Raw genomic sequence first — 17,733 nt, forward strand, 5'->3', positions numbered from 1 at the left:
TTATCGGTAAGCTTTTTGATGGAAGCGGAAAGTTCCTGCCGGATAAGAGTTTACCCTCAAACTTATGCTAATCCCAATTGAGATCATCACACATTGCCCGTTTCTTGCTTTAAGACAAATTAAGCCGGAGCGGACTTTTTGGACTCGGGAAAATCGCGGAAACCCGATCAAAAACAATTTTTATTGATTAATTGTTAACTTTTGTTGAACTTTATATTTACTTTTTTACAATACGGCTTCCGGCTAAGGTTTGTAAATCAATTGCTTGTTTAGTTTTATTGTTATTGAACGAACAAAAATTGCTGTACACCTTAGCCAGCTGTATTTAACTCATTTCATTAAATGTTTTAACAGTCGTAGTGAATTTAGCCAAGCAAAAGGAATTAATTATGAGGTCACGACTTCACCTGGCATTACCCTTACTTTGTGCGGGTATCATGTCAGCAGCACAGGGGAGTAATTTTACTTCCCTTGATAAGCTTTCAAAAAATATCACTTCCCAAAACCAGGATACGATAACCACCACGCTTAATGACAACCAAAGCGAGGCGGATTATTTCCAAACCCTGGTGTCGCGCACTGATTTTGAAGCCCTGGCGGCGCGTAGCGATCAGCCCGGGGCACAAAGTATCCGCGAAGTAAAATACCTGATCATGGATGTTAATACCGACAATCCTAAGTTGTATTTTTTTAATACCGAGCGCTACCCCTACCATTACGCCTTTGCTTCCGAAGGCTTAGGTTATAGCGGTACGCTGTCGGAGTTTAACTCAACGACCTATTTCCATGATAACCGGGCGCATCTGGCGGGGTCGATCCTGGCCCATGATCATTACAGCTCTGCGGAAGGGGTGGACGGTCTGTATACGGTGCAATTCTGGCCGGTAGATCCGGTAACGCCACAGTTAACGGATAAAGCCTATAAAATGATCGCCGAGCAAATGACTTTTGCACAGGATCAGATCAGCTACTATCCCGCCAGCGATGTCCAGCTGGATATTTATAATAATAACCTGGCCTTTTTTGAATCGGCCGAGGTGCCAGTGATCAAAAGCGAACAGCTGTTTGCCAATATTGATTTTTCTATCCTCAACCAGGGCCAGGGTTACGGCCGCTTGCGTGTGATTAATCCCGGGGATCCGGTTCCCTCTGTCAGTGATGTGGTGATTTATACCTATATCCCCAATGACCTGGCCCATGTTGCCGGGATCATCACCGACTCCCCGCAAACCCCTTTGTCTCATATCAACCTTAAAGCCAAGCAAAACAATACCCCGAATGCCTATATGCGCGATGCGGTCAATGATCCCCAGGTAGCGCCGCTCATCGGCGAGCTGGTGAAGTATGAAGTGACCGGGGACGGCATAGTTTTAACCGCCGCGACCCAGGATGAGGTAGACAGCTGGCTGGAATCGGTACGTCCGGATCCGCAAACGCCGCTATCGGATTTGACGGTAACCGAGCCGGCTTTATTAAGTGATCTCGGCAACGGCGACTGGGTTCGTTTTGGCGCGAAAGCGGCGAATGTCGCCGAGTTGGCCAAAGCACTGAAGGACCTGGAAAGTGAATATGGCCATCAAATGGTGCCCCGCGGTTATGCGGTGCCGTTTTCCATGTATAACGACTATATGAGTCTGCCCCGTTGCCAGGAGCTGGAAGAGGATGATTTCGGTAACCTGGTGCCAGACGGCAAGTACCGCGCCCTGTGTGATGAAGACCGTGCCACTACAGTGAGAAATACCGACAGCACTGCCTTATCGGTTTCCCTGCTTAACCAGGCAGAGCCAATCACCCTGGCCGCCGGCAGCCAGGATATGGAGCTGGTGCTGGAGAATGCCAACGGCCTGGTATTGTTTATGCGCGATGTTACCAATGACCGCTGGTTGCTTAATCCCCTGCCGTTCACGGATGCAGTATTAAGTGCTTCCGGCAGCAGCGAATACCGGGAGCTGACGGTTAATTACCTGCGGGAAAATGATAAGAAAACCGTTACCCTTTCTGGTAATAGCGATTTTGAGCTGGAAGTTTTTGTCCTGGCCTTATGGCAGGTAGAAGCCAAGCTTGCCATTACGCAAACCCAGGACTTACCGGAAGATTATTTTGTTGAGCGCTCTTATTATCAGCAAATTGAAGATATCATGGCGGATGAAGCTTTCCAGGCGAGTCCGGATGTACGCGATGCCAAGTTAGATGACTTCCGTAAAGAAGTTAAAAAAGGTGAAGTGACGGCGCAAATGCATGAAAAGCTTGAAGCCATGCGTTTATTCTGGGATCCACAGGGAGCCCCGTTCAGCAAAAATATCCGCCTGCGCTCCAGTACCAATAATGAAGATTTGGCCGGCTTTAACGGCGCCGGTTTGTACGAGTCCAATACCCATAAACCCGATGAAGGGGATATTGCCGATTCGGTGAAAAAAGTCTGGGCCAGTTTATGGACCCACAGGGCTTTTGAAGAGCGCCGTTTCTACCGTATCGACCACTTTAAAACCTATATGGGGGTGCTGGTACACGAGAGTTACGGCGATGAACAGGCGAACGGCGTCGGCGTGACCAAAAATATCTATGATGCCAACTGGGAAGGTTATTACGTTAATGTCCAGTATGGTGAGATTTCTGTTACCAATCCTGAGCCTATTATTACCTCCGAAGGGGAAGTGAGCTCGGTACCGGATGAGTTCTTACTGGCGCACCTGTTAGCCGGCGACGATCCTTATAATCCGGACCACTGGTGGTGGGCGCAGCAATATATCCGCCACTCCAATGTCGAAACCGTGTACGACCAGCCGGTGACGACAGAAAATGTACTTACCGCAGAAGAGACGGTGCAATTAAGACGTGCGATGCAGGCGATACAGGCGCATTTCAAGCCTGTCTATGAAGGGGATCGCAGTTTTGCCATGGATATCGAATTTAAGATCACCGCCACAGATGACGGCTCCCGCGGCCATTTGGAAATCAAACAGGCAAGGCCTTGGATTGATTAGTCTTTCTTTAAGGAAGGTATGAAAAGAAAGTGTAATAGTTTGTTGAACTGCTGCTAAGTGGTTTGCAGGCAAGGGGCTTTCTTGATAACTTTCTGGTTATCGAAAAGGGGTTCTGACTCAGTGCAGGACCCCTTTATTTATGAAGAGCTTTTCAGCGTTGTAAAAAGCAATAAAACATTCATTCCCGTCACCGGCGGTGCACGTCCGGGCGGGGAAATAATATCAAAAGGACAATATTGATGAAGACATTCAAGCAAAGCCTGTTAACGGCTTGTTTATTTCTCGGTGCAGCACAAACGGCCATGGCGACTTGCCTGCCGGAAAAAATTTATCTGACCCGACACGCGGAAAAACTGATCGAGCAAGGCAACCGGGATCCCGATTTGTCGGCTAAAGGCCAGGCCCGCGCCAAACGTATTGCCGAGATGTTTGAAAATATTAAGGTGGACCACCTGCTGGCGACGCCTTATAAGCGTACGCAACAAACCCTGATGCCGTTAGGCAAGGCGAAAAATCTGGAGATCACCGAATATGATCCGCGTAAGGGGCGGGAGTTTGTCGAGCAGCTAAAAAATGATTATTGCAAACAAACCCTGGTGGTTTCCGGGCACTCCAATACCGTGCCTAATATGTTGCAGGCGCTTGGTATTATGTTTGAAGTCAAAGTCGGCGGTTATACCTTTAAGCACCAGCCGAGCATTATTTTATCGGAAGAGGAATTTGGCCAGTTGTTTGCCGTGAGCTTTAATCAGGGCAAACCTGTGCTGGAAGTATTAAGCAGCAATGGTTAGTAGCTGTTTTTAAAGGACTAATAGAGTAAGGTTATGAATAACCTTACTTGTGACTATGTTTGTTTTCAGGTTATATTGGCAGTTACTGGTTGCCAGTGCTTTCATTAAGTGACTGACAGGCCGTGATACCTTGAGCTGTGGGATAACGGCGAGTCCGGTACCAATAAAAATAATTTTGGCGAAGGAGTGTATGTTATGGCAAGACAATTACATGGAACCGTGGCTGAATACAGCCATGAAACTGAATGTACCTGGGTGACGGCAACGAATCTCGGTACCTTATCTTCGGGCTCTTTTGGCTCTTGTGCGGGCTTAGTGTTATGGGAGCCTAAACACTCCACAGGCATGGTAGCGCACTTTTCCGGCTCGATGCGCCCGGCGCAGGTGCGTGAGGATACCCTTGAAATCATGAGAACCATTTGCCCGATAGGTCCCGGTTATTTTAAAGCCTGGGTTTTTGGCGGGGTATCTCTTCAGCCTAAAAGTGAACATGGGGCAATGACCATGGCCCATACCAAAAAGATGATAGATGCCATCAAGGGAGCGTTAAATGATAACCCCTGGTTTGATGTTAACGATAATTATCCGAAAACAGATAAATTCGAAATGATGATGACGCAGGAAATGCAGCTCCATAAAAAGGTCTATGTCGGCCATTCGGGAGTTGCTCTTGACGTCCAAACCGGCCAGGTGAGCTGGGAAGATTCTGTTCAGAAAAAACGAAGAGGCAGTCTTGTTTCGATGCGCGGCTAGTTTTCTTTTAGTCTTAATTTGTAGGTATAAAAGGGGATAAATAGATATCCCCTTCAGGGTTTACTTTCACTTACTTGTTCGGTACAAAGGTATTGGCCAGGTTGGCAATTTCATCCACACTGCTTTGCAGTGCCGACATCTGCTCTGTGACCACATCCGTCTGGGTCCAGGTTTTATCTGTGGAGGCGTGAATCTGCTCGATATGGGTATTGATTTCAACCGAAACCTGGGATTGCTGCTCGGCGGCGGTGGCTATCTGGGTCGCCAGCTGGGAAATGTTTTCGACTTTTTCCACCACCAGTTCTATTTTTTGGTTGGACAATTCGGCGGTTTCCACACAGTGTTCGGCTTCTTCCTTGTTCTTGTTCATCAGTTCTACCCATTGCGCTATGATGTCCAGCATGGCGGTTAACCGCTGGTGTATTTCTTTGGCGGAGTCCTGGGTACGGGATGACAAACTTCTGACTTCGTCGGCAACCACGGCAAAACCGCGGCCATGTTCGCCGGCACGCGCCGCTTCGATGGCGGCATTAAGCGCCAGTAAATTGGTTTGATCGGCGATAGACTGGATATCATCCATCAGTGCGCCGACATTATTGGCGGACTCGGTTAAGGTATCGGCAGAGGCAGAAGCATTCTCGACCTCTTTGGCCAAATGTTTAATTTTATCCGTGGTGTTATTGATGCCGTCCTGAGCTTCCTGGCACTGGTTAAAGGTATTGTCGAGATCGGCAGCGGCGGTCACGGTATTGCCGGCAATCTCATTGGTGGAGGCCTGCATCTGGTTCATGGCAACGCCCAGGTGCTGGATTTCCGCCTTTTGCTGTTCCAGGTTTTCCCGGGTGAGTTCTACCCCGTTGATAACATTACTCATTACCTGTTTGATCGGCTTGGCGGTATCTAGCATACGCTCTAAAATCGCCTTTAATTTCGCCTTGATCATCGAGAAGTTAAAATCAAAAACGCTGGCGGTACCCCGGCCGAAATAGATTTTACGCGAGACGGAGTCATACATATTCTGCATTTTCTGGGCGCGCTGGGCGGTGGGGATAATGTCGTGCCAAAAAATGACAATGGGCGCCATGGCACTGAAAGCGGCGATAAAAGCCGTTAACCAGCCGATTTGGGTGACGATATAAAGTTGGGCCAGCAGGGTCAGCAGTACTAAAAAGCTGAATTTATGATTTTTCGTCAGCTCGAAGGTTGCCCAAAACTGCTCCTTGTTGATGCCTTTATAAATTCTGGCGGTTTTTTTGATCAAGCGCTCGTTGGCCTGGTGGCTGACCGATTGGTAGCCGGTGATTTGGCCCCCTTCGTATTGCGGGGTAATGAAAGTGTCGAGCCAGAGATCATCACCTTGCTTGCTTTGTACCCTTAACACCCCCCGCCAGGAGAATCCCCGGGCCAGGGTAGATTTTAGATCATCCAATACCTGTTTCGGCATACGGGGATGGGTCATGCTGTGGCTGTCCATTTCCAGTAATTCATCCTGAGAATAACCACTGAGGCGACAATAATCTTCATTGGCATACCGGTATTTATTATTGATGTCGGTCACAGATATCAGCTGTTGGTCACTTGTTTTCGGCATAGTTCATTTCATATTGCTGGAGGAAAAAATCTATAACATTATATTTTATAGGGTTATGTGATGTCTTGATCTTGTTCTAATAATGGTCAGACAAAATGATAATAAATGAAAACGGGTAGCTGACCAAGACAAAACTCGCTTAAATTGTCATCAGTTCAAGCCTTTAGTGGTTTTTCCTTTTCGCTTTTTGTTCGGGTTTTCTGCTTTAACCGGTCATCAAAAACGATAGGCGATGCCGAAGGATATGGCACTGTCGAGCCATAGGGCGCCGTCAAAACTGGCGATACAGGTATCTGACTGACAAAGGATATCATCATCTTCATCGGTTAAACTGGCATACAGGCGTAATTCGGTCACCAGGGCTAAGTTTTTGGATATTTCATAGCGGGTGCCGATGGCCGTAGTAATGGAAGGATAGAGGCTGCTGCCGTTGTCGGCATCGAAATAAGCACCGCCGACGCCTAAGGCAACGCTGGTGCTGTAATTTTGTTGTTTAAACTGGGCAACGCCGCTGAAATGGGCATAAATAATATCTATGCTGTATTTTTGCTGATCGATATCACTGGTAAAGTCATGATTGACGGCATTAATGAGCACTTGCCCCTGTCCCTGGTTGCTTGCCTGCCAGGCGATGGCAAAACCAAGGTGGGGATCGTCGGATACGGAAAGTTCTGTGGAGCCGTCACTGCCGTGGATATCTGTGCTGTACATCTGGCCGATATAAGGAGTGATCTCAAAACCATTAGCCGTGGCGGTGTTGAGCGGCAGCAAAGCACACATAAGCGTGGTTATGCTATAAAGCATGCCATAAAAAGAGGAGCTGGAGTTCATTGCCGATCACCCTGATTTATTATTAGTATGGTTATTAAGATTACTACCGATATTTAACAATACAAGTGATAAAGGCGGGATAGGAAGAATTGTCTTTAAATTGTGCTTTTAATTTGCTTAACCTGACTTAGTTACCGGCAAAAAAAAGCTCCCGTTTTAAAGGAGCCTTAAAGTGTGAATGAAAGAGAGATTGCTATAGCTTTGTTTCTGGTTTACAGCTGACCGGCGATTAACTGCGGCTGATAAAACTTGTGTCCCAGGGTTTGTCTAAATACCCGGGTATAACGTTTTACTTGAGTGTTTTGCGCCAGGTACTGGGCCGGAACACGGGTGACTGTTGCGCTATAACCATAATTGCTGGCAAGACGGGTTCTTAACTGGCCGGGTGTACGTCTTTTATAGGTGTGCCCTAAGGTTCTGACATAAGTTGATTTGCCTTCATAAGCCGGGGCAAAAGTATCATTGGCATTTGCCCAGCCCGGCTGCCTTCTGGGTAATGGCGTTAACTGGATCACGCCGGGAATTCTTTCTATGTTTGGCTCAGCGGTTTTTGCTACCGCAAAGGTGATGGCATTTGCCGAAGAGTTTTGTGCCCACTGAGGTGCTTTAGCATAACTTAAATGACTCAGGCTGGTTAAGGCTATTAATAACAGCAATGAAGTTAAGTTTTTCATAATCAATATCTCTTTCGTTATGCCAGCAATGAAGGCTAAAGCTTGTTAATTTGCGGGTTGCCAAACTTTTGACTTAAACCCTGTTTGATACTGATTCTGCATAAGTGATGCCAATAATTTTTTGGATGAATAACTGTAATTTAAACAATGTCTTGTAGTGGTGTTTTATTGGCGGTTTTCTTGTTTTTCACCTGTGGAGAAGATGATGAAAACCGGGTGATTCTATTAAAAAACATTTGTTTGAATGTGGTTAAAATAGGGTTTTTTAAACTTTCACCGGATATGGTAAGCTCAAAGCAGATTTATGTAGTTAAAGGGATGTTTTTATCTGTTTGTGCCGCAATAAAAGTATGAAAAAACTCATATCCGGGATTAAAGCAGTAGTGTTTCTTTTGTTATTGCTCCCAGGACAGGTGCTGGCAGATACCGTTTATCTTGCGTCTTTATCCTGGCCTCCCTATGCGGGAGAGCAGTTAAAGCAGCAGGGAGCATCGGTTGCTGTTGCCCGCGCCGCTTTTAAAGCCATGGGGCATGAGTTGGTGGTGGATTTTTACCCCTGGAGCCGGGCGGTAAAGCTTGCGGCAGATCCCAATGCTAAATATGCCGGTTATTTCCCCGAATATCGTTATATGACCAGTTTGTTTGAGTTTTCCGATGCCATGGGGCAAGGGCCTTTAGGGTTAATGGAAAAAAGCCGTGCTCCCCTTAACTGGTCGAAGGTGGAAGATCTGCAAAAGTATCAGCTTGGGGTGGTGCAGGATTATGTGAATACCTCAGAGATAGATCTGTTAATTGCCAAGGGAATTTTAGCTGTACAGGCGGCGGTTTCAGATGAGCTTAATATCAAAAAAGTCAATGCCGGTCGTATTGACGGCGCGATTATTGACGTCAATGTTTTTCATTATTTACTCAGGCAGCAAGAGCAAAATGCAGCCCTTAAAGAGCGGCTGCAAATTAATAAGAAACTTTTGGCACACAAAAAGTTATATGTGGCTTTTAATAAACATGGACACACCTCCCGCTGGCTAAGTATTTACAACCAGGGATTGGCTAAGGTAGATGTGGAAAAGATCATGAATGGTTATTTTCAGTCGGTGAAAATTAAGGCTAATTAAAGTCCGGTGATTGCTGTCAATTATCTGTTACCGGGTGTTGTTAAAAACAAAAGGGGACACCCCTAAAAAAACAAAAGGGGAAAAACAAAAGGGGACACCCCTAAAGGAACAAAAGGGGACACCCCTAAATTGGATTTAAGGAAAATCGTAGGAACAAAGGAACAAAGGAACAAAAGGGGACACCCCTAAATTGGATTTAAGGAAAATCGTAGTCTAGGCTTTAATTTAAGAGTTTTTAACTCGGAGGTTAAAGCCATGACCCGTGCCCGTATGCATCAAGTTTGTTTAGAAGAAACGCCTTACTATCACTGCATTTGCCGCTGTGTTCGTAGGGCGTTTTTGTGTGGTGAGGATAATAGTACCGGGCAGAATTTTGACCACCGAAAACAATGGTTGGTGGATAAAATAGCCCAGTTGGCTTCGGTCTTTGCCATTGATATCTGTGCCTATGCCATCATGAGTAATCACTATCATTTAGTGCTTAGGGTGAATCAAGAGGAAGCGGCGCAGTGGCAGTGCCGTGAAGTGGCTTTGCGCTGGATGCAGCTGTTCAAAGGTCACCCTCTGGTTGACCGGTATTTGTCAGATGTTAAAACCACGCAAGCGGAAAAAGATAAGGCGCTCGAGCTTATTGAAAAATGGCGTAATCGCTTATTTGAACTGGGCTGGTTTATGCGTTGTTTAAATGAACATATCGCGGTGCAGGCGAATAAGGAAGATAACTGTAAAGGCCGCTTCTGGGAAGGACGTTTTAAGTCTCAGGCTTTGCTCGATGATACTGCCTTGCTGGCCTGTATGGCCTATGTTGATTTGAATCCCGTACGGGCGGCGATAGCACAGACCCCGGAGGAGTCGGATTTCACCAGTATCCAGCAGCGGATAAAAGCACTGGCAGGTGCAAAAAAGGCTCAACAGTTACAGCCTGCTAAAATATTACCCTTTACCGGGTATAAACCCCATGGCAAACCAAGTCCGGGCTTGCCTTTTAAACTCTTTGATTATTTAAATCTGGTGGAATATACCGGGCGCTGTGTCAGGGAAGATAAACGCGGTTTTATCCCGCCTGATATCAAGTCTTTATTTACCCGTTTAAACATTAATGAACAAGACTGGCTGGACGTCATTAAAGATTTTAACCGCCACTTTATCAGCGCCGCCGGTAGCCCTGAAAAACTAAGCCGCTGGGCGGGGAAAACACAGAGAAAATGGTGCGCTACCCATCAATCGCTGCACCTTTATACTGAATAGCTATATAGGCTGATAACGCATCCAGTGTTGTTGATTTATCCAGCATTTTAGTCTATGAATTAACAGGTGATCTCTTACCAAAGGAGGTACTTAAAAGCCGTTGTGAATTGAAAATCAGGCGCTATCCCCGAGTGCTACAACACCCGGAGACAGCTAACCAAAACGAACTTACACAGGAGTCCGTCATGGCTGAATATTATCATACGCCAGAGCATTGTTTTACAAAAGTAAAATATCCTGCCTATCGCCAGCTTACCGTACTGGAAACCACCTGCGAGTCGTCATTGAAAACCCGTGGTATCGGCATTAATTATGTGCCGGTTAACCTTGAGCCTTGTATTGTGCTCAGGGGGAAATGGCTGGGGCAAGCCGGGTTTGCTATCGGGCAAAAGGTTAGTGTCGTGATTAATCAGGATGAAATTACGCTCTGCCCTCAACAGGCTGATATCGGCCGGTCACGCGAGAAATAAGCTAACGTAAAGCACCAGAGCCAAGCCACTGCAGTTGAGCTAAGTCGTAGTGGCTTTATCAGCGGGGTTGAGTTCAGAAGAAATAGTTCTTCTGTTGAATCAGGGAAGATAAACGCGGTTTTACTAAGCCTGCTCCCCTTTTACTGAGAGTAGCGGATTGAGCAAGGGTTATGACAACCGCTATCTTAGCGCTACGTATAGATAGCGGTTGCGCTTCACTTTAATACCGCAGCAGTGTTATTTCTTCAACATAGATTTTAAATCGGCAAAGGGATTAAACGTTGCCGCTTCATGGTTATTTTCCCCGGCGACCACTTCGGTTTTATACTGGGCGTGATCGGTATATTTGGCGTGTTCATTGTCGTGACAATAAATACATAATAACTCCCAGTTGCTGCCGTCGTTGGGGTTATTGGTATGATCATGGTCGATATGATGAACGGTTAACTCTTTGAGGTTGGAATACACGAATTCACGGGCGCAACGGCCGCAAACCCAGGGGTATAACTTAAGCGCCCTGTCCCGGTATCCCTGTTCTTTGCGTTTGTAATCCGGGCTGGTGCCAAACTTATCTGATGACATGGTAATTGCTTGTGCTATGGTTGATTGCACTATTGTAGAGCCAAGTGTATTTGATGGCAAATACACTTGCCCGGGCCTTCGCTTTTATTGGCTTTATCTGGTTTAGCCTTTGCCGGGGTCTGCCCGGGTAAATTCTGCTATCCAGTCGTCGGCACTTGACTCGTGGTATTGCTCCAGCAAGTGATTAAATTCCCTCATTTCCTCTATGCTGGCATTGTGCTGATAAATCCTTTCTGACAACAGTTTGATACGGCGAATCTCATCAGAAACCATAATGAATACTCAAGTTGTTATTTTGCTCTAACTGAATTAAGTATTGTGGAATATTTTTATAAGGCCAAAAATTATGTGATTTTTCCCCGGCTTTATTGATGCTATTTTGATTTTATATGAACCTAAGGCAAGATAATGGGGTATAGTGCTGCTTGATAGCAGCTGCCGGAGGCAGTTAACCGTTGAGCTTACCCGATGAGGTTAATCGTGGGAAATTTATGAAAAGTCGTCTCATCTTCCCTGTAAAATCAGGCGCACTCTTGTTGCTGTTTTGTTTTTTTTCTTTACACGCACAAAGTTTGCGTTTTGTCGCCGAAGAACTGCCGCCGTTTCATTTTACCAATGAGCATAACCAGCCCGACGGTGCCCTGGTTGAACTCACCCGGGCGCTGTTGTTTCAGGCAGAGTTAAAAGGGGATATTGAACTTTTGCCTTTTGCCCGCGCTTATAATGTTACCAAAGGCAGTGAAAATACCTTTTTATTGTCCCTGTTGAAAACCCCTGTCAGAGAGAATAACTTCAAATGGGTAGGGCAAAGTTATAAAACCCGGGCTTTTCTGGTGGGCCTGAAAAGCCGAAAAGATATTAAGCTTGATACGCTCGACAGTGCCAAGGCCTATAATGTCGGCACCATACGGGGCTATTATTCAGAAACTTTTCTGAAGCAGGCGGGGTTTAAGGAAAAACAAAACCTGTCATTAAGTGTCAAGTACGAGCATATGTGGCAGATGTTGTTTAAGGGGCGTATTGATTTGGTGCTGACCAACTTTATCGCTTTGGAGCGGGAAATTGCCAGTATAGGTTTAAATGCCGGGGATATCGGCCAATATATCCAGGTAAAAGATTTCCCCGACGAACTTTATCTTGCCACCGGGCTAAAAACTCCGGATAAATTGGTGGAACGGCTAAGCGCGGCGTTAACAGAGCTTAAAAGCAATGGCCGCTATCAGCAAATTCTTGATAAATGGCAATTGTAAAGCGTAAAACTCCGGCTCTGATTTATTGTCAATCGTTCACCGGAGTTTTAATACCAATTTTATTAAATATCTAACCATCTTCGGATGGTCTAAATCTCCAAGTCCTGCGTTGTTTTCAATCACAATAGCTTGCTATTGCTCAATCAAACGCCTTGCTCTTGAAAATTTATCCTCACCGAATCTTGTTCATTTACTTAATGTAATTGGGATTATCTTAACGTATAGCTAAACCGGATCTAGCCTAAGCGTTTTTTTCTTTGGCCAAAAGAGATCAGGCTAAGCGCCAGTCCAAGCATGCCCAAACTGGTCGGCTCAGGTACGTCAACCGGAACGATACCGGCAGAGGCGGCAACTAATCCGTTATCATCTTCAAAATTCAGGCTCAGGGTATTCCAGGCGTCGGCATAGCCATTCCTGGACTTGGCCCTCATCGAAGCAACCACGAAGAAGCTTTCTCCCGGCTGCAGATCAAAGCTCAGGCTGTCCAGGTTGTTAACATCGTTGCCGCTATTGATATACAGGGTGGTTTTATCTTTTTCCATACCAGAGGCAAGTTCATAATACAGGGTGGCTATATCCGTACTCCATTCCAGGGAATCACCGATGAAAACAGCCACGTCGGCTCTGAGGCTGTTATTGCTATAGCCGTCGTTGTTATTGATGCCGACCGAGCCGTGTAAGTTTATATCCAGATCTATGGTGGTGGCTTCAGTGCCCGTGTAGCTATAGTGCTGCATGGCAAAGGCTTCTGCGTTACCGCCTTTTTGCTCATCGGAGGAAGCCTCAACCTTTAGCGTCGGCAGGTAAGAAGCACCGTCCAGCGCGGCATAGGCCTGGGAATAACCGTAACTGACTTCGCTTACATAAGCGCTACCACTTGATAGTCCGCCGTCATTTGTATTAATAATATCTCCGCCGTTGGCGGTGGTGCAAGCACTGGAACAGTTACTGGCGGTGTAGCCGGCGGCGTAGGCGCCATAATCAGTCATCAGATTTGCCTGGGCGGTAAATGAGATAGCACCGGATAAGGTCAAGATCGCAGAGGCTTTTTTGATAAAAGATAACAGTTTGATTTGGCTGGTCATTTTTTCTAGTCCATTGTTGAAAAATTAAAATCGCAGCGGTTTAGCAATAAATGGGCCTGAAAAACAAACCGGACTTAAAACAATTGTTTAAATTGTGTGTTTGATCTGGATCAAATGGCAAAAAATGACAGATGTAAAATTAATCGACACTAAGCTGTTGATTTTATAATCGATAAAGATAAACCGGCGAACGATAAAAGTCATCTAATTGCAGGGTTTTTGTTGGCATCAGTGTCGGGCAGGCAAAATTATTGCTGATGATATAGTGTAAATGGTGTTGCTCTGTTGCCAGTTTATCGGCTATCGCTTTCATCGCCCCGGGATATAAATAACACACCAGCACCGAGGTTGAGCTTAACTCGGCCGTTAAAAAGTCCGCCCGTTTCAGGGTTAAGTTGTTCAAGTTGAAGATAAATTTAAGTGCATATGCCGTGAGGTACGGAATCCAGGACAATTCATAGCCGGTGATTTTCCTGTCGGGAAAGGTTTTCGCGGCGGCAATAACAAAATGTCCCCAGCCACTGCCAAAGTCGACGATTTCGCCTTTGCCTGTGTCTTTGCACAGCTTCAGCATTGCCTGCCGGGCTTTCCCTGAACTGGGCATGGGAGAAATGCCGACGGCAAGCGTGCTGTAGATAATGGACAATGCCATCAGGATAAAAAAGCTAAGCAGTAAAATTTCAAGCAGCGACATAACAGGGATTAAAATGTTTTTCCTTAGGATATCAGATGCTCGGGGGATTTAATAATGTGTATAATATCCGCTAACTCACGGGCTTGGTGATTTCGTTTTATCATCAAGCCAAACCAGATACAGGAAAAGGAAAAAGCCATGGTCCAGAAAGTCTCTGCCGAAGTTCAACAGGACGCAATGCGTATCGCCAAAGCGACGCAAAAGCCCGGACAAACCAAAGAGCAGACCAAACTTATCAGCCAGGGCATCGAAAAAGGCATTGCCGAGTATAAAAAGCAGCAAAAAGCCAAAGGCAGGGCCCGGGATAAACAGAAAAAACAGGAAATAAAGGCACAGCAAAAAGCGGCGGCCGAGCAGGCGGAGCATATGACTTCGGCAGAAAAAGTGACGACCCCTGTCTTACCCTGGCTGTTATTGGGGATTAGCTGGGCCGGTTTTTCCGGGTATTTATTGCTTGGTTAAATCCCGGCCGGGCTGAGTTTTTAGCCAAAGTGCTCTGCTTGTATGTTATTACTGGCAATATCCTACGGAAAATAGCGATTTTTTCTTGTTTATCTTGGACTAAGGCATATAAATGCCGGGATATGGTCTAGACTGGGTAATAGACACTCAGGCAAGGACGCATGAAATGAAGAAAATCTCCGAGGCACTGGTAAAAACCTGGTTATTCCTGCTTAAAACCGACGATCCCGAATTAAAAAAATCCAAGTATTACGCCAATAAACGCATACTGAGAACTTTTGGTAGCGTTGAACTGGCCGAGGTCTACCTGGAGCAAATACGCGAAGAAGAAATCGATATTGCTTAGTTGTGTTTAGCTGGGCTGATTTGCCTTGCTGGATAAGTTGGCAGGTTTTGCGTTATCCGGGAGTGCTTTCTCCCGGTTATTGCTGTCAAGGGGATAAGCCGGCTATCATGGCTTAGCGTATATTTGCGGCTTGTTGCTGTATCAGTTTAGCGGCTTGTTGTCCCCACCAGGCATAATATTTCTCCCCCGGATGAAAGCCGTCTTCGGCAATCAACTCCGGATTTATTTCCACCCGGGCTTTTAATAAAAAGCAATTCTTTTGCCTGGCGAGCCATTGGCTGAGTTTATCGTTAAGGCGTTTAGCCCGGGCCCCCAGGTACCAGCGCAGCGGCTGCGGCAGGGCCGGAAACAAGTGCATAGGAGGTACGGCGGAAAAAATAATGGATTTGGCCGAGAATTTTTCTTTCAACAAGGCCACTAATGTCCTGTGGGCTTGCTGGCAACGCCTCATCGAGGTATTGGCAGTGACATCATTGACCCCGAGGGAAATCATCACGACATCGAATTCTTGTGCCGGCAGCTCGGTTAAGGTGGAGATGGTGGAGTCGGTTGAGGCGCCGCTGGCGGCGATTAACTGCCAGTGGGTATTAAACTCCGGGGTCAGGTGCTGTAATATTTGCCCGGTCAATGCCTGAGACTGCTTGGCCACCCCGACACCTGCGGCGGCAGAATCTCCTAAGATCATTAAGCGTAATTTTTTCTTGCCAACGCCGACAATACCGTTGCGTTCACCTTCTGCTTCCGGAAGTTCCACGGTATTCTTTCTGACAAAATATCCCTGGGTAAAAAGCAGCGGTGCCATGGCAAAAGAGATGATTTTATATGCCATGTATACACTCCCTGTTGTTATTCTTTAAAGATGTTTATTGATTATAGAGGCCAATAATAAGAGTTGTTAAAGTGATTGTGATTAAAAAAGCGATATCAATTCCCCGTCTTAATAAAGGGAATTGATACTTAAGATCGCTTGCTTTTCATTGTTAGCGGCCGCTGCTTACCTGCTTCGGTCCCAGGTTTTCATCGTAGAAAATAGAGTGTTCTATGGCGGTAAAAAACTGCTGATACATTTCCCTTTCCATAATTTGATAATTTTCTATGATTTCTCCGTCGGGATTCATTTTCTTAAAGACAAAGCTGGTTCTTAACTTAGTACTTTTGCCGTAAGGCGAGATGGTAATGGTCGCGGTCAAGGTTTCTGCATTGTTAATATTGCCATCGGTAAATAACAGGAAAATGCCGCCGGAGAGTAAGGTGAAAGCCGTTTTTTGCAGGGTTTCCCGGGCATTGATGGCGGTATTGCTCATATTGGCTTTAATCAAACCTGAATCGACATCGGCAATATCGACAACAAAGCCGTCATCCTGCAAGGTATTTAACACCGCATGAAAAATTTCCCGGGTGTCTTTTCCCTGGTAGCTTTTAACCTGATATTCACGTAATTGCAGCGCTACCGGTTTTACGCTGCTGCTACAGCCGGCCACTAAAGTCAGCAGAAAAAAGGCAATAATAGCCTGAGATAGTTTATTCATTATCACCGCCCTTAAAACGCGCTGCGAAAATATGAAAGTTCTTCTATGGTGTCCTTGTCATCGAACTTGATGATCACGGTTAAACTCTTACTGCTGGAAACCGAGCTGGAATTTGATGCCCCGGCTGCGCCGCCAAGGCCGTTATCGCCGCCACCGAGTAACAGTCCCAGGGCTGACTCGTTTTTTGAATGATAAATTTTATCGTAAATCCAGACTTCGTTGTCGGAATCCGCTGCGGTTTTAACGATATTCGGGCTGCCTAAGGTTTCCAGTACTTTGACCGAGCTGACGCCTTTTTTCAGCGACTGCTGTACCAGTCCCAGGGTGAGTTTTTTCTCGTTGCTATTATCGGTAGCGCTACAACCCGATAATAGCAGGCAAGTGCCGAGTGCCAGCAGTAGTGACTTAACCATATCTATCTTCCTTAATTTTGTTTATAGAGAGTTAATTACCTTTATCTGTAGTGTTAAAGTATATCTAACTCTCTATAAAACAAAATAAAAATTTATAGATTAAATGAATTGACCGGAAAAAGCCCCCCGGGGAGCTGATTACCAGTGCTGAATACGTTGCAGTGCCAGTTGCCGGCGTTTGCCGATATCTCCAGAGCACCAGTCAAAGTTAATTTCTGCCCAGTTTGCATCCCGGCTATCTAATCCCAGCAACTCAAGATAGTGGTGCTCCACAACCAGGTACTGGGTTTTATAGGGCAGGATAAAACCGCCTTGTGCTTTTTGCTGCAAAGCAGCTTCTTTATAGCTGGCGCACCAGAGATTTAACAAGGCGGAACACTGGGGTTTATACCAGAAGGTGCCGTAGTCCCGGCAAGACGAACCTTCGAGGACTTCGCGGGCGTGACCCCAGTGGCGAAAACCGTATTTGCGGGCGATCACTAACTGGCTGTCTTTGAGGCGGGGAGGATGGCCATTGCTCAGGGTGGCATCAGACTTGCCGCTGTGAGCTTTATGGTGTTTTTTGGCCTGGATTTTCAGTTCTTCAATGGGAGATAACATATATCTTTCCTAAATTTTTTATTGTTTCCCGCCGAACAAATATTCAGGTTTGATTATGTCTTGATCTAATGTGCTTATACAGACGTCAGGGTGAGTTCCTCTTGGCGGGTCAGGCGCCCCTACAGCCTGTAGGGCGATTATGGCGTATGACGGGATTGAATACAATAGCGTTTTTTGCTGCATTCTGCCTGGTCGGGGGCATTTGTCATCAATACCAGAAGAAAAAACTTATCAGTGCCTTATAAGCATTAAGGGTAAGAAAAGGTTAATCTTTTGTTCATGGCTTCGTCATCTCCTGTTCATTTATTGGCTGGT

20 protein-coding genes are annotated in these 17,733 nt (G+C 46.0%); 9 read left to right on the top strand and 11 right to left on the bottom strand.

Annotated features, from left to right (window positions below):
- Nucleotides 1–389 precede the first annotated feature (389 nt).
- The 3 genes from SG35_RS05820 to SG35_RS05830 all read left to right on the top strand — a co-directional run bounded on the left by SG35_RS05820 (nt 390) and on the right by SG35_RS05830 (nt 4,528).
- Entirely contained in the window at nt 390–2,984 is a 2,595-nt protein-coding gene (locus SG35_RS05820) for a PEP/pyruvate-binding domain-containing protein (protein WP_084692657.1), read from the top strand.
- 239 nt (nt 2,985–3,223) lie between these two features.
- Nucleotides 3,224–3,775 (top strand): phosphoglycerate mutase family protein, encoded by a 552-nt coding sequence (locus SG35_RS05825; protein WP_053042946.1) that lies wholly within the window; start codon nt 3,224–3,226, stop codon nt 3,773–3,775.
- A gap of 195 nt (nt 3,776–3,970) precedes the next feature.
- A complete protein-coding gene (locus SG35_RS05830; RefSeq protein ID WP_044832224.1) occupies nt 3,971–4,528 on the top strand; it encodes a hypothetical protein in 558 nt (185 codons plus the stop codon).
- A gap of 70 nt (nt 4,529–4,598) precedes the next feature.
- Here SG35_RS05830 and SG35_RS05835 read toward each other — a convergent pair whose 3' ends face one another.
- The 3 genes from SG35_RS05835 to SG35_RS05845 form a co-directional block, all read right to left on the bottom strand.
- Complete coding sequence (locus tag SG35_RS05835) at nt 4,599–6,119, bottom strand: methyl-accepting chemotaxis protein (RefSeq protein WP_044832225.1); 1,521 nt, start codon at nt 6,117–6,119, stop codon at nt 4,599–4,601.
- A 216-nt stretch (nt 6,120–6,335) separates the two neighbouring features.
- Nucleotides 6,336–6,950, bottom strand: coding sequence for a hypothetical protein (locus SG35_RS05840; protein WP_044832226.1), 615 nt, complete (start codon nt 6,948–6,950; stop codon nt 6,336–6,338).
- Between the two features lie 212 nt (nt 6,951–7,162).
- Nucleotides 7,163–7,624, bottom strand: coding sequence for a hypothetical protein (locus SG35_RS05845; protein ID WP_044832227.1), 462 nt, complete (start codon nt 7,622–7,624; stop codon nt 7,163–7,165).
- A gap of 350 nt (nt 7,625–7,974) precedes the next feature.
- Here SG35_RS05845 and SG35_RS05850 point away from each other — a divergent pair, with 350 nt between their 5' ends.
- From SG35_RS05850 to SG35_RS05860, 3 genes are all read left to right on the top strand, one after another.
- Nucleotides 7,975–8,739, top strand: a complete 765-nt coding sequence (locus SG35_RS05850; RefSeq protein WP_152646565.1) for a substrate-binding periplasmic protein — start codon at nt 7,975–7,977, stop codon at nt 8,737–8,739.
- Nucleotides 8,740–8,994: 255 nt separating this feature from the next.
- Nucleotides 8,995–9,987: a transposase gene (locus tag SG35_RS05855; RefSeq protein ID WP_044832228.1), complete on the top strand. Its 993-nt coding sequence runs from the start codon at nt 8,995–8,997 to the stop codon at nt 9,985–9,987.
- 185 nt (nt 9,988–10,172) lie between these two features.
- Complete coding sequence (locus SG35_RS05860) at nt 10,173–10,457, top strand: SymE family type I addiction module toxin (protein WP_044832229.1); 285 nt, start codon at nt 10,173–10,175, stop codon at nt 10,455–10,457.
- Nucleotides 10,458–10,694: 237 nt separating this feature from the next.
- Here SG35_RS05860 and SG35_RS05865 read toward each other — a convergent pair whose 3' ends face one another.
- Both SG35_RS05865 and SG35_RS05870 read right to left on the bottom strand, forming a co-directional pair.
- Nucleotides 10,695–11,039 (bottom strand): YajD family HNH nuclease, encoded by a 345-nt coding sequence (locus SG35_RS05865; RefSeq protein WP_044832230.1) that lies wholly within the window; start codon nt 11,037–11,039, stop codon nt 10,695–10,697.
- A 102-nt stretch (nt 11,040–11,141) separates the two neighbouring features.
- The gene (locus SG35_RS05870) at nt 11,142–11,312 is read right to left on the bottom strand and encodes a hypothetical protein (RefSeq protein ID WP_160298265.1); all 171 of its coding nucleotides are present in this window, start codon (nt 11,310–11,312) and stop codon (nt 11,142–11,144) included.
- Nucleotides 11,313–11,530: 218 nt separating this feature from the next.
- Here SG35_RS05870 and SG35_RS05875 point away from each other — a divergent pair, with 218 nt between their 5' ends.
- Nucleotides 11,531–12,289, top strand: coding sequence for a substrate-binding periplasmic protein (locus SG35_RS05875; RefSeq protein WP_084692658.1), 759 nt, complete (start codon nt 11,531–11,533; stop codon nt 12,287–12,289).
- Between the two features lie 236 nt (nt 12,290–12,525).
- Here the strand turns inward: SG35_RS05875 and SG35_RS05880 are convergent, their stop codons facing one another.
- Nucleotides 12,526–13,374, bottom strand: a complete 849-nt coding sequence (locus SG35_RS05880) for a PEP-CTERM sorting domain-containing protein (RefSeq protein ID WP_044832232.1) — start codon at nt 13,372–13,374, stop codon at nt 12,526–12,528.
- 163 nt (nt 13,375–13,537) lie between these two features.
- Nucleotides 13,538–14,068 carry a class I SAM-dependent methyltransferase gene (locus SG35_RS05885; protein ID WP_044832233.1) on the bottom strand — a complete coding sequence of 177 codons (531 nt, stop codon included), beginning with the start codon at nt 14,066–14,068 and terminating at the stop codon, nt 13,538–13,540.
- Nucleotides 14,069–14,206: 138 nt separating this feature from the next.
- On the opposite strand from SG35_RS05885, the gene SG35_RS05890 reads away from it, so the two are divergent.
- A complete protein-coding gene (locus tag SG35_RS05890) occupies nt 14,207–14,530 on the top strand; it encodes a DUF2956 domain-containing protein (RefSeq protein WP_044832234.1) in 324 nt (107 codons plus the stop codon).
- 166 nt (nt 14,531–14,696) lie between these two features.
- Nucleotides 14,697–14,876, top strand: a complete 180-nt coding sequence (locus SG35_RS05895; RefSeq protein WP_044832235.1) for a hypothetical protein — start codon at nt 14,697–14,699, stop codon at nt 14,874–14,876.
- A gap of 112 nt (nt 14,877–14,988) precedes the next feature.
- On the opposite strand, the gene SG35_RS05900 is transcribed toward SG35_RS05895, so the two are convergent.
- From SG35_RS05900 to SG35_RS05915, 4 genes are all read right to left on the bottom strand, one after another.
- On the bottom strand, nt 14,989–15,705 hold the full coding sequence (locus SG35_RS05900) for an SGNH/GDSL hydrolase family protein (protein WP_044832236.1): 717 nt from the start codon (nt 15,703–15,705) through the stop codon (nt 14,989–14,991).
- Between the two features lie 151 nt (nt 15,706–15,856).
- Entirely contained in the window at nt 15,857–16,405 is a 549-nt protein-coding gene (locus SG35_RS05905; protein WP_044832237.1) for a hypothetical protein, read from the bottom strand.
- An 11-nt stretch (nt 16,406–16,416) separates the two neighbouring features.
- On the bottom strand, nt 16,417–16,818 hold the full coding sequence (locus tag SG35_RS05910; protein ID WP_044832238.1) for a hypothetical protein: 402 nt from the start codon (nt 16,816–16,818) through the stop codon (nt 16,417–16,419).
- 138 nt (nt 16,819–16,956) lie between these two features.
- A complete protein-coding gene (locus tag SG35_RS05915; protein WP_053042947.1) occupies nt 16,957–17,418 on the bottom strand; it encodes a hypothetical protein in 462 nt (153 codons plus the stop codon).
- Between the last annotated feature and the right edge of the window lie 315 nt (nt 17,419–17,733).

It is taken from the genome of Thalassomonas actiniarum, assembly GCF_000948975.2.
Lineage (GTDB): Bacteria > Pseudomonadota > Gammaproteobacteria > Enterobacterales > Alteromonadaceae > Thalassomonas > Thalassomonas actiniarum.